The organism is Caballeronia sp. LZ001 (assembly GCF_031450875.1).
Classification (GTDB): domain Bacteria; phylum Pseudomonadota; class Gammaproteobacteria; order Burkholderiales; family Burkholderiaceae; genus Caballeronia.
The window spans coordinates 40,079-51,962 of sequence record NZ_JARTVX010000003.1 but is presented as its reverse complement, the minus strand read 5'-3'; the positions used below and the strand labels follow the sequence as shown (position 1 = coordinate 51,962).

At 61.9% G+C, this 11,884-nt stretch carries 10 protein-coding genes; 2 read left to right on the top strand and 8 right to left on the bottom strand.

Features of this window, described 5'->3' with window-relative positions:
- Positions 1-102 precede the first annotated feature (102 nt).
- From P9292_RS04675 to P9292_RS04650, 6 genes are all read right to left on the bottom strand, one after another.
- Entirely contained in the window at positions 103-2,277 is a 2,175-nt protein-coding gene (locus P9292_RS04675) for a malate synthase G (RefSeq protein ID WP_250510945.1), read from the bottom strand.
- A gap of 171 nt (positions 2,278-2,448) precedes the next feature.
- Positions 2,449-3,159 carry a UPF0149 family protein gene (locus tag P9292_RS04670; protein ID WP_250469195.1) on the bottom strand — a complete coding sequence of 237 codons (711 nt, stop codon included), beginning with the start codon at positions 3,157-3,159 and terminating at the stop codon, positions 2,449-2,451.
- Positions 3,160-3,292: 133 nt separating this feature from the next.
- A complete protein-coding gene (locus P9292_RS04665) occupies positions 3,293-5,527 on the bottom strand; it encodes a xanthine dehydrogenase family protein molybdopterin-binding subunit (RefSeq protein WP_309958194.1) in 2,235 nt (744 codons plus the stop codon).
- 21 nt (positions 5,528-5,548) lie between these two features.
- Complete coding sequence (locus P9292_RS04660) at positions 5,549-6,553, bottom strand: xanthine dehydrogenase family protein subunit M (protein WP_309958192.1); 1,005 nt, start codon at positions 6,551-6,553, stop codon at positions 5,549-5,551.
- Positions 6,554-6,563: 10 nt separating this feature from the next.
- The gene (locus P9292_RS04655; RefSeq protein ID WP_409015124.1) at positions 6,564-7,193 is read right to left on the bottom strand and encodes a (2Fe-2S)-binding protein; all 630 of its coding nucleotides are present in this window, start codon (positions 7,191-7,193) and stop codon (positions 6,564-6,566) included.
- Between the two features lie 786 nt (positions 7,194-7,979).
- Positions 7,980-9,296: an MFS transporter gene (locus tag P9292_RS04650; RefSeq protein ID WP_244830951.1), complete on the bottom strand. Its 1,317-nt coding sequence runs from the start codon at positions 9,294-9,296 to the stop codon at positions 7,980-7,982.
- A gap of 400 nt (positions 9,297-9,696) precedes the next feature.
- On the opposite strand from P9292_RS04650, the gene P9292_RS04645 reads away from it, so the two are divergent.
- Positions 9,697-10,320 (top strand): copper-binding protein, encoded by a 624-nt coding sequence (locus P9292_RS04645; RefSeq protein ID WP_250510948.1) that lies wholly within the window; start codon positions 9,697-9,699, stop codon positions 10,318-10,320.
- Between the two features lie 154 nt (positions 10,321-10,474).
- Positions 10,475-10,975, top strand: a complete 501-nt coding sequence (locus P9292_RS04640; protein ID WP_309846833.1) for a DUF4019 domain-containing protein — start codon at positions 10,475-10,477, stop codon at positions 10,973-10,975.
- A 13-nt stretch (positions 10,976-10,988) separates the two neighbouring features.
- On the opposite strand, the gene P9292_RS04635 is transcribed toward P9292_RS04640, so the two are convergent.
- The gene (locus tag P9292_RS04635) at positions 10,989-11,294 is read right to left on the bottom strand and encodes a high-potential iron-sulfur protein (protein WP_309958189.1); all 306 of its coding nucleotides are present in this window, start codon (positions 11,292-11,294) and stop codon (positions 10,989-10,991) included.
- A gap of 460 nt (positions 11,295-11,754) precedes the next feature.
- Positions 11,755-11,883 (bottom strand): oxalate:formate antiporter, encoded by a 129-nt coding sequence (locus P9292_RS04630; protein ID WP_244830947.1) that lies wholly within the window; start codon positions 11,881-11,883, stop codon positions 11,755-11,757.
- Between the last annotated feature and the right edge of the window lies 1 nt (position 11,884).

Below are 11,884 nucleotides of genomic sequence, written 5' to 3'. Positions count from 1 at the left end.
TCTGACGCCGATGAATGCAACCTAAGTACCTTCAGCCGAACTCTCGTTGCGTAAGTGACTAATCGACGAAGGACCGCCAAGCGGCCCTTCATCCAAAGCAACTCAAGCCGTCTGCTTGGCTGCCAGCCGGAACTTATGCAACAACGGTTCCGTATACCCGCTAGGCTGCGTACGACCCTCGAACACCAGCGCGCACGCCGCCTTGAACGCATACGAACTGTCGAATGCCGGCGCCATCGGACGATAATGCGGGTCTGCTTCGTTCTGCTGGTCCACCACGGCGGCCATGCGTTCCAGCGTTTGTCTCACCTGCTCTTCCGTGACGATGCCATGCCGCAGCCAATTCGCAATGTGCTGGCTCGAAATGCGCAGGGTGGCGCGGTCTTCCATCAGGCCGACATCGTGAATGTCCGGCACCTTCGAACAGCCCACGCCCTGATCGACCCAGCGCACCACATAACCGAGAATGCCCTGTGCGTTGTTCTCGATCTCGCTCTTGATGTCGTCTTCCGACCAGCTCGGCTTGTCGACCACCGGAATGGTCAGCAGGCCATCCAGCAGTTCGTTCTTCACGCCGTCGTAGTCGATGCTCTCCATGTCCTGCTGAACGTGCTGCACATCGACCTGATGGTAATGCAGCGCATGCAGCGTGGCCGCCGTGGGCGAAGGCACCCACGCCGTGTTCGCGCCCGCCTTCGGGTGCGCGATTTTCTGCTGCAGCATGGCGTGCATGAGATCGGGCATCGCCCACATGCCCTTGCCGATCTGCGCGCGGCCGCGCAAGCCGGTGTTCAACCCGACGAGCACGTTGTTGCGCTCGTATGCGCCAATCCATGCGGACGACTTCATGTCGCCCTTGCGCATCATCGGGCCGGCTTCCATCGACGAATGCATTTCGTCGCCGGTGCGATCCAGAAAGCCCGTGTTGATGAACGCGACGCGCGCGCCCGCCGCCGCGATACATGCCTTGAGGTTCACGCTGGTGCGGCGTTCCTCGTCCATGATCCCCATCTTGATGGTATGACGCGGCAAGCCGAGCAGGTCCTCGACGCGCGTGAAAAGCTCGTCCGAAAACGCCACTTCGGCGGGACCGTGCATCTTCGGCTTGACGATATAGATGGAGCCAGTGCGCGAGTTGATCTTGTTCTTGAGGTCGTGCAGCGCGCCGAGCGTGGTCATCACCGCGTCGAGAATGCCTTCGGGAATCTCGTTACCGTCGCGATCGAGCACGGCGGGGTTGGTCATCAGGTGCCCGACGTTGCGGATGAAGAGGAGCGAGCGGCCATGCAGCTTGAGCGTCGAGCCGTCGGGCGCGGTGTATTCGCGGTCGGGGTTCAGGCTGCGCGTGAAGCTCTTGCCGTTCTTCGTCACCTGCTCGGCGAGATTGCCCTGCATGAGACCGAGCCAGTTGCGATAGAGCGCGGTCTTGTCGGCGGCATCGACGGCGGCCACCGAATCTTCGCAATCGATGATCGTGCTCACCGCCGCTTCCATCAGCAGGTCCTTGACATGCGCGCCATCCGTCTTGCCGATGGGATGATCGGCGTCGATCTGAATCTCGACATGCAGGTCGTTATGCTTGAGGAGGATGGCGTGGGGCGCGCTGGCATCGCCCTGAAAGCCCGCGAACTGTTCCGGGTTCGCGAGGCGGCTCTTGTCGTCCTTCAGCGTGACGACGAGCTTGCCCTGTTCGATGCTGTACTTCGTGGCGTCGGCATGGGAGCCGTGCGCGAGGGGCGCATTGTCGTCGAGAAAGGCGCGTGCATAGGCGATTACTTTCGCGCCGCGCTTAGGATTGAACTCGGCCGTGCGCTCGGCGCCGTCGCTTTCGTCGATGGCATCGGTGCCATACAGCGCGTCATACAGACTGCCCCAGCGTGCGTTCGCGGCGTTGAGCGCATAGCGCAGATTCGACAGCGGCACGACGAGTTGCGGACCGGCCTGTTCGGCGATTTCGCGATCGACATTGGCGGTCGTTGCGCGCACGCTGGCAGGCGCGGGCACGATATAGCCAATCTCTTCCAGAAACTTGCGATACGCGCGCAGGTCGCGCACCGGGCCAGGATTGCCGCGATGCCAGTTGTCGAGTTCGGTCTGCAGGCGGTCGCGCTCGGCGAGCAACGCGCGGTTCTTCGGTGCGAGATCGTGCACCAGGGCGTCGAAGCCTTTCCAGAAGGAAGCAGTATCGACGTCCGTGCCGGGAATGGCTTCTTCTTCGACGAACTTGGCGAGACTCGTGGCGACCTTGAGGCCGTGTTGTTGGGTCATGTCGGTCATGGGCACTCCGGCTGAACGATGCTTCAGGGGTTTTTGGGCGGGCTGGGCAATATGGTAGCGCGGATTGACGGCGGGTCGCTGTTCGAAACGGCAAGCGTGGGCGCTGTGGGCTTCATACGGAACGCCTTCCGGTGCGTACGCAACGGCGCCGGAAGACGATTGGCCCGCGCATCAGTGCAGCGTTGGAAGATTGCCGCCGCAGCACTGCTTGTACTTGCGGCCGCTGCCGCACGGGCACGGGTCGTTGCGTCCGACTTTCGGCTCCAGCCGCTTCAATGGCATGGGAGAGAGACCGGCTGCCCGCGCCTTTCGCTGCGGCTCGAAGAACCGGTAGATCGTGCTCAGGTTCTCGCACATCTGGCCGATCAGTCCATCGCGCGTTTCGTTTTCGATGGAAAGCGACTGCAAGGTGCGGTTGTCGTCGTGTTCGTGATGCAAGGCCAGCACGGGAGCCAGCAAACGCGCGCGCGTGTCGTCCCTGAGCAGGCTGCTCCAGCTTTCGGCACGCATGCCGACGCCACGGATGAAGCCATGCGCCCAGTCGTTCGCGTTCGCCACGCCGCTCTCGTCTTCTTCGAGCACAGGCTCGTAATGATGCGAACTATCGAGCGTACGCGCCAGTTCGCCCACGACGACATTCCAGTGGCGTATCAGCAATCCGGTGATTTCGGTTGCCTGCCGTTCGCTATCGAACTCGAAATCGGTGTTCCAGATTTCAGGAAACCATTCGCTGGACTTGATGAGGTCCGGGCAACACGCCAGGGCAGCGAAGAAGCCATCGACCATTTCGACGTTCATCGCGTTCGGACCAACGGATGCGAGGAAGTCGTCGAGTTGGTTGAGTTCGTCGTCGGAAAGATTGTCGGGGCGGATCGAGGGCACGTTTGAAGATTGGACGTTTAGAGTTTTCGGGCAGGAGTCACTTCATCGATTGTACGGCCTGCTTGTTCTCCTCCGATCGAAGGCCAAGGAAAAGGCCCGGTCTCGAAAGACCGGGCCATCACCGTGCATCGACTCACACAGCCGCTTCCAGCAAGTCCTCGATCATCACCGGCAGCTTTCTCACCCGCACGCCGGTTGCGTGATAGACCGCGCCCGTGATCGCCGCCGCGATCCCGGCAAGCCCGATCTCCGCGATCCCGCGTGCGCCAAGTTCGTTGAAGATGGTGTCCGGATGATCGAGGAAGGTGACGTCGAGCTTCGGCGTATCCGCGTTGGTGGCGACGACATAATCCGCGAAATTGCTGTTGATCGGCGCGCCGCTGCGCTCGTCGTAGATCGTATGCTCGAAGAGCGCCATGCCGACGCCCATCACCACCGCGCCTTCCACCTGATTGCGTCCCGCGCGCGGATTGAGAATCTTGCCGCCGTCGATCACCGTCACCACGCGGCTCACGCGCAAGCGCGCCGTCGCCGCGTCCCAGGTCACTTCGGCGAAATGCGCGCCGTACGAGTGAATCGACCACTTCTTCTTGAGTGGATCGTCGAAGCCGCCTTTTGCGCTGCCGCTCCCCGATGCCGCATGCATGTTCGACAACTCGAGGATCCGCGTATAAGGCACGCCGCTTTCCGCCGATTCGTTCTTGCGATGCACGCGTGCGCCACTCAACGCGAGATCGTCCGGCTTCGCGCCCGCGAACGGCGATCCTTCCGCCTGCGATGCACGTGTGAGCACGATCTTCACCGCCGCGCGCACGGCATCCGACACCGCCGGAATCACGGATGCCGTCGCCGCCGAGCCGCCGGAAATGGGGCCGATGGGCAAGGCCGTATCGCCGAGACCGACTTCGATCTTGCGTAGCGCAATGCCCGTGTGCTCGGCCACCAGCTGCGCGAGGATCGTGTACGTGCCGGTGCCGATATCCTGCGTGCCGCACGCAACCCGCGCCGTGCCGTCCGCGCGCAGATCGACCGCCGCTTCCGCCGAGAAGCGCAAGCCAGGCCAACTGCATGCGCCGACGCCCCAACCGAGCGTCAAGCCATCGCGCTTCATGGACCCGACCTCGGGCGTGCGTTTCGCCCAGCCGAATTTCTCCGCGCCAGTCTTGAGACATTCGACGAGATGCCGTGACGAGAACGGCAAGCCGCTGCTTTCATCGACGGTGGGTTCGTTACGCAGCCGCAATTCCACCGGATCGATCTTCAAGGCGACCGCGAGTTCATCCATCGCCGATTCGAGTGCGTAGAGACCGGGCACCGCGCCTGGACCGCGCATCGACGTGGGCGAACCGACGTTGCGCTTCGCGACGCCGCCCGTCACGCGCAAATTGGCCGTGCTGTACATCTGCGGCGTGGCTTCGCCGCAGTCTTCGGCGTATTCGTCGGCGAGCGCGGCGTGGTTCAGAAAATCATGCCGCAGCGACACGAGCTTGCCGTCTTGCGTGGCCGCGAGCCGCACGCGCTGTTGCGTCGTCGGCCGATGTCCCACGTTCTGGAACATCATCTTGCGGCTCAGCACGAGCTTGACCGGATGCCCGGTCTGCTTCGTCGCGACCGCCGCGAGCAGGGAATGCGGCCACATCCACAGCTTGCCGCCGAAACCCGAGCCGAGGTAGCGCGAGATCACGCGCACATTCTCTTTCGGCACGCCGAGCATCTGCACGAGCGTGCCGCGATGGTTCGACACCGCCTGGCTCGTCTCGTAGAACGTGTAGCTGTCGCCGTTCCAATGCGCGATGGTCGAATGCAGTTCGATCGGATTGTGCGTCTCGACGGGCGTCACGTAGGTCTCGTCGATTTTCACGGGCGCTTCGTCGAAAGCACTCGCGGCATCGCCGCGCTCGCTCGCGACCTTCGGCTCTTCGGCGGCGGTCAGGGCCGTGCTGACGTCGTGCGGCGTGACGTCGTAGCTCACCTTGATCGCGGCCGCCGCCGCGCTCGCTGTTTCGAAGGTTTCGGCAATCACGCACGCGACGTATTGGCCGTAATAGCGGATCACGTCGTCTTCGAAGGGCGGACGTTGTTCATCGGTATAACCTTCTTCGAACGAATTGCCGGGAATGCGATACAACTTGCCGATATTGCCGCGATGCAGAATCAGCTTCACGCCGGGCATGGCCTGCGCGGCCGCGAATTCGAGCGATGTGATCCTGCCGCTCGCGATGGTGCTGCCAACCGGCACGGCAACCAGCATGCCGGGCAGATCGACGTCTGAGGTGTAAGTCGCGCGGCCGCAAACCTTCAGCGGTCCGTCTATACGCGACTGGGGTCGTCCAATGAAGGACGACGTGGTGTCGGGTGCGGTGGACATGGGCGGGTTCCTCGGTCGGTGTCAGGATGCCTGGGTGGCAAGTTTCAACGCCTGCACGATGCAGCGCTTCGCCAGTTCCACCTTGAAGCCGTTTTCGCTTTGCGGCTTCGCATCGGCGAGGGCGGCATCGGCGGCGCGGCGAAAACTCGCTTCGTCGGGCGTGGCGTCTTGCAAAACCTGTTCGGCTTCGCGCGAGCGCCACGGTTTCGTCGCCACGCCGCCGAGTCCCACGCGCACATGCGCGATGCGCCCGTCCTTCACACCGACGACAATCGCCGCCGACGCCAGCGCGAATTCATACGACGCCCGGTCGCGCAACTTCAGGTACACCGAACGCGCGCCTGCCACCGGCGCGGGCAGGCTGACGTGCGTGACGAGATCGCCGGCTTCGAGTACGTTCTCGCGCTCGGGCGTGTCGCCGGGCAGGACGTAGAACGCGTCGATGGGAATCGCGCGCTGGCCCTTCGCGCCTTCGACGTGGATGGTCGCTTCGAGCGCGGCGAGCGCCACGTTCATGTCCGACGGATTGCTCGCAATGCACGTGTCGCTCGTGCCGAGAATCGCCTGCGTGCGATTGAAGCCATGAATCGCGGAACAGCCGCTGCCAGGCTCGCGCTTGTTGCAGGGCGAAGTCGTATCGCGGAAATAGACGCAGCGCGTGCGTTGCAGCAGATTGCCGGCCGTCGTCGCCATGTTGCGCAACTGGACGGACGCGCCCGCGAGCACCGCCTGCGACAACACCGGATAGCGCTCCTTGATGAGCGGATGGTGCGCGAGGTCCGAATTGCGCGCGGTCGCGCCGATGCGCATGCCGCCGTCATCGGTGGCATCGATATGATCGAGCGGCAGACGGCTGATATCGATAATCCGCAAGGGCTTTTCGACATTGAGCTTCATCAGGTCGAGCAGCGTCGTGCCGCCCGCGAGAAAGCGCACTTCGGCGCCTTGCTGCGCGGTATGCGCCGACGCGCCCGCCGCAATCGCGTCGCGCAAGTCGCGCGCGCGGGAAAGCGTGAACATTTCCATGGCGCTCTCCTTAAGCCTTGTTGCCGCGCACGGACTGGATCGCCATGACGATGTTCTGATACGCGCCGCAGCGGCACAGGTTGCCGCTCATCGCTTCGCGCACGTCGTCGTCGCTCGTGCCGACGGGTTCGTCGAGCAGCGCCACCGCCGACATGAGTTGACCGGCCGTACAGTAGCCGCACTGATAGCCGTCGCATTCCACGAATGCGGCCTGCAGCGGATGCATGTCCTCGACTTCGCCGATGCCTTCGATGGTCGTCACGGCGTCGCCGTCGTGCGCGGCGGCAAGACACAGGCACGCGTTCACGCGGCGGCCGTTCACATGCACCGTGCATGCGCCGCACTGACCGTGATCGCAGCCCTTCTTCGTGCCGGTGAGATGCAGATGTTCGCGCAACGCATCAAGCAGCGTCGTGCGCGGATCGAGCGAAAGCGCGTGGCTCTGGCCGTTGACGGTGAGATTGAAGCTGACGCTAGCGTCGCCGGTTCTTGCTGGCGGCGGCGCGAGCACGTCGGCGGTGGCTTGCGCGGCCTGCATTTGCATTTGCGGCTGCGAGACGACGTCGGCGCCAGGGACGCGCGTCGCGGCGCGCTTGGCCCTGTCTCGTTCGTTCGTGGATTGGGGGACTGGATGTTGCATCGAGCGTTCTCCTGGGTATGACAGCAGTGCCTGGAAGTGCAACGGGATGCGGCGAGAGTGTGTCGATGCGCGCTCGTGAAAGCGGCGCAAGATGGCGACGCGGCGAGGGTCTGCGCGATGCGGCAGGACGTTCGAACAGCGCGTACGCGAGCGGCGAAGCAGGAACGATGACGCCAGGACGACACTCAGCCAGTATAGGCAGCGGTCCGGTCATTACAGAAGGAGCACGTGAAGGCCGGCCGCGCTTGAGTTTCGAAAGCGTTGGCCGCACGAAGCGTGCCCGAAGGCACACGCGTGCTATTCGGTTGAACGATTCTGCGAGAGGCCCGGCGCTGGCTGGCGTCGGCGACAGCAAAACGCGGTGAACTGGCTCGAATGGAATTGCCCGATTCGATGCGCGCCAGCCTTCAATGAGGCATGAAGATACGCGCGATCACGGAGAGGCCAAATGCGCCGGCCGTGCAAAACACAACCAGCAGTACGACGATCACGAGCAGGCGCACGATCAATTGCATTGCGTCGGTCCAAAAAAATTGGCCGCTTACGCGGCCAGAAGGAGGGGTGGATCGGTCAGATTAGAGCTTAGGGGCGCATTCTTAAGCCTGACTTAAGCGGCTTTACTGGCCTCGCGCGGCCTTGAGCGGCTTGAGGCGTGCGCCGGTCTGGCTGCGATCCGCATGCGTGGACGTCTCCGGCAAGTGCGTCCGCGTGGCGTGCCATGAAGATACCCGAAATGAGCGGGCGCTGATCGGGTTCGTGGCCGCGCTTGGCACTGAGCACCGGCACTTAGCGCAGCGCGTCGCTGTAGCGGTCGCGCAGCGGCAGGATGGTCGCAAGCGCGACCGCGCTGCCGAACATCACGTAATAGCAGATGGAGAGCGCGTCGCCGGTGGTCATCGTCAGCCATTGCACGATGGCGGGTGCAAAGCCGCCGAAGATCATTACCGCGACGTTGTAGCTCACCGAAATGCCCGTCGAACGCACGCTCGATGGCAGCAACTCCGAGATGAACGCCGGATAGCAGCCCTGGTAGATGCCGAGATACATCATGAGCACCGCCTGGCAGGCGATCAGCATCGGCAGGCTCGGATGCGCGGTCAGCACCGCGAAGATCGGATACGCCGTGACGAGCGACAGCACGAGCGCGCCCGTCATCAGCTTCTTGCGGCCCACGCGGTCGGACAGCTTGCCGGAAATTGGGCAGCAGACGAGATACACCAGCGCGCCGATGCTCGAACTGATGAGACCGTCGGTGAGCGCGAGATGCAGTACGCGCGTTGCATGCGTCGGCAGATACAGCAGAAAGATGTATGTGCCGATGGTGCCGAAAACCGTCAGCCCAAAGCCCGCGAGCACGGGCATCCAGTGCTTGGTGGCGGTATCGCGGATAGGCCGCGCCGAGAGCTCGTTCTTTTGCGCTTTTTCGACGAACACTGGCGATTCATCGAGCTTCGAGCGCAAATAGAGCCCCACGGGCACGATCATCAGTCCGAGCACGAACGGCACGCGCCAGCCCCAGCTAGTGAGATGTTCCGGCGAAAGCGTGCGTGTAAGCACCGCGCCGAAGAGCGAGCCGCACAGACTCGCAGCCGCTTGCGCGACCATCTGGAAACTGCCGAAATAACCGCGCCGGTTCGAGGGCGCGTATTCGACGAGAAACGCCGTCGCGCAGCCGACTTCGCCGCCGGCGGAAAAGCCTTGTATCAGGCGGCCGAGCAGCATGAGCAGGGGCGCGGCCACGCCGATTGCCGCATAAGTCGGCGCGAAGGCGATGATCGCGATACCGACCGCCATCAACGAAATGGTCAGCGTGAGCGCGGACTTGCGCCCGACGCGATCGGCGACGGCGCCAAGCACGATGCCGCCGAGCGGCCGCGTAAGAAAACCCACGCCGAACGTCGCCCAAGTGGCAAGCAGCGAGATGGTCGGATTGGTTGCCGGAAAATACAGCTTCGCGATGATGACGGCGAAAAAGCCGTAGACCATGAAGTCGAACCATTCGAGCGCATTGCCAATGGTCGAGACGACGATGGCGCGCCGGCCCGACATATTGGACGTGGCGCTTTGTTCGGCCGCATGTGAAGCGGGAAAGGCGGTACTCATCAAGTGTGCTCCGATGGTGGGTCTTCGGGTGCGCACGGGAGAACGCCTGCGCGCCTCTGCAACAACAGAACATTACGCCTTGACGGACTAAGAAAATAAATAATTTACGACGGGTTTTCGTAAGCTTTGAGAAAGGAAAGGGCGCGCCGAATTCTTTTTGCTTGATGTGTTTGCGGTCCGGCAACCATCGACGATCTCTTTTCTTACGCACTTCTACCAAATGTTTCACACCTGCTCAAAGATGAGGCGTTTCCGGCTTGCTTAGCAACCCTCAGGACTTTAAATTCAAAGCATGCGATTTTGTCGCGCGATCACTTGAACCGCGCGCGCCTTTTTGTCGGAAACGACGATACGGTTTTGTTCGGGTCATGGTGGCCTGGATTTTTGTCTGGAGCAAAGCATGCAACAACGCAGTTCTTGTTTCGTTCGACTCGTTTCCACATCCATCGCGATGAGCGCGCTTCTTCTTGGCGCGCCTTTCGCTCATGCCAACGACAAGGCTCAGTCAGGCGCGGCTGCGGCAGTGAACGCCAGCCCGGCTATTGGCGATGCGGCTGTCGTCGAGGCAACGGCCAAGATCACACATGTCTTCGCCGATACCAACAGCGTGGAGATTCAGGGCGCGCGAGGTGACAAAGAGGTCATCGCTGTCGATCCGTCGATTGCGGATGTGAAGAAGCTGAAAGTGGGCGATGAATTGCACATTCAGTACCGTGGCGCGGTGTTGATGTCCGCGGACAAGGTCGATCCGAAAGGCGTGCGTTCGCGGGTGAGCGCGAGCCAGACATCGCCGGCATCGGAGGGCGTGGTGGTGTCGACGTCGGGCGTGCAGGTGGTGGCCGTGGTGCAGAAGATCGATCCGCAGACGCGTGAAGTCACGCTTGCGGGTCCGAAGCGGGTGGTGACCATGAAGGTATCGCCGGATGTTTCGCTCGACAAGCTCAAGGTTGGCGACAGCGTGCTTGCCACGTACATGGCCGCAACCGCGGTGGACGTGACGCGCAACGGAGAGATTGTGAAGTAACCAGCGTCGTCGCAGATCCAGGGTGACTCGAGTTTCAGTCACCCTCCTTTTATTTGCGTGCGGGTTTGAAATTTAGAAACTCAGTATCTCTTATTATCGTGACGAAACCGCGCGATACAATCTCTTCCATGAAACACGCACCACGGCCCGCCCGATGAAAGCAAGCTTCAAACTAGTTCTCTTCGTTGTTTCGCTGATATCGTTTGCCGGGGCGTGCCAGGCGCAGCAGGCACAACAAGCACCGCAGACCGCTCAAGCGCCGCACGCGCTTACCCGCGAGCAGCAGGCGCAACTCGACAAGCAAGATCAGGATATCGCGCAAGTGGCGTCGACTATCGTGAAGATGGTCGATGAAAACAAGGCGGGCGATATCTGGGATCTTTCCTCGCCGCTGGCCCGGAAAGTCATTACGCGCGACGACTTCGTGAAGAAGGTTACGAATGATCGCGCCGCGCTCGGTGCGGCCGGCATGCGTATGCCGATGGGTGTCAGGCACCTTCGTTTCGATGGCACGGGCAACATGCCTGCGGGCTCGTACATCACCGTCACGTTCGATACGCAATTCAGTCAGGCGCAGAAGTCGTCACGCGAGATCGTCACTTTCATTCTCGATCCGGACAACAGTTGGCGCTTCGCGGGGTATTCGGTACGTTGACCGGGCGGCTGGCTCACATATTCGTGTAGGAGGCGCACCAGCCTTTGCCTGCCACGAGTTTGTCGCCGAAAAGTGTGCAGCCGCCCCATGCATCGGTGGATTTGCCTTGAAAGAGCGAGCAGTTGCCGCACGACTGCTCGGCTGCGAAGTTGGGGTACTTCGTCCTATCCACTTTCGCGGCGTCTTCTTTGTAGCCGACTGCCGCGGCCGCGGGATCGGTCTCGTTTAGATGCGCGGCTGCGGCATCGGCGCGAATGAGCCAGAGAGAGGCGCTTGCTCCGGCGCTCATCACGACGAATTTTCGGCGGGTCAGTTTCATTTTGTTTGAGTGGACGCGGCACACGTAAGAATTTTCAGCACGATACGCCCAATGCGTTGCAGGCAGCTTTCAACGCGACTGCAATTCGAACGACCGGTCGGATCACGGGCTCATTTTCTTTGCATTGTCTCTTAACGCGAGCGCAACGCCAGGTATTTCACTCGACGCTAAACCTTTGCGCGTTCGTGCCGTAAATCAGGCCAGAAGGGTTCGCAAACGTATCAATGCGCGGTTGCAAACGCCGCGATTTTTTGCAAGGAGAACGACTGTGAGTGAAGCTGAATGGATGATGGCCGGTTTTTACGTTGCCGCACTCGTTTGCGGAAGCTTGTTCATGAGCACGCTGGCGCGGCGCGGTTTGAAACGGCTTGAGGCGCGGGGGCATTGAGGGAACGAAGCCACGACGAGAGGCGACGCGCCCGACGTAACCAAGCGTCCGGCGCCGCCTCAATCAATCCAATCAATGAAACAACTTCCCCGCCTGCGTCAACGTGTTCGTCACCCCCCACGCGAGCGGAATCAGCACATACAGCCAAAACACCAGCATCAAGCCCTTGTTCGCGGGCGCACCTGCTTGTCGATCATCCATC

Bases quoted from the DNA above. Each gene is read 5' to 3' on its own strand.
- P9292_RS04675 (WP_250510945.1), bottom strand. From the start codon at position 2,277: ATGACCGACATGACCCAACAACACGGCCTCAAGGTCGCCACGAGTCTC.
- P9292_RS04665 (WP_309958194.1), bottom strand. From the start codon at position 5,527: ATGTCCACCGCACCCGACACCACGTCGTCCTTCATTGGACGACCCCAG.
- P9292_RS04660 (WP_309958192.1), bottom strand. From the start codon at position 6,553: ATGGAAATGTTCACGCTTTCCCGCGCGCGCGACTTGCGCGACGCGATT.
- P9292_RS04655 (WP_409015124.1), bottom strand. From the start codon at position 7,193: ATGCAACATCCAGTCCCCCAATCCACGAACGAACGAGACAGGGCCAAG.
- P9292_RS04650 (WP_244830951.1), bottom strand. From the start codon at position 9,296: ATGAGTACCGCCTTTCCCGCTTCACATGCGGCCGAACAAAGCGCCACG.
- P9292_RS04645 (WP_250510948.1), top strand. From the start codon at position 9,697: ATGCAACAACGCAGTTCTTGTTTCGTTCGACTCGTTTCCACATCCATC.
- P9292_RS04640 (WP_309846833.1), top strand. From the start codon at position 10,475: ATGAAAGCAAGCTTCAAACTAGTTCTCTTCGTTGTTTCGCTGATATCG.
- P9292_RS04635 (WP_309958189.1), bottom strand. From the start codon at position 11,294: ATGAAACTGACCCGCCGAAAATTCGTCGTGATGAGCGCCGGAGCAAGC.
- P9292_RS04630 (WP_244830947.1), bottom strand. From the start codon at position 11,883: ATGGATGATCGACAAGCAGGTGCGCCCGCGAACAAGGGCTTGATGCTG.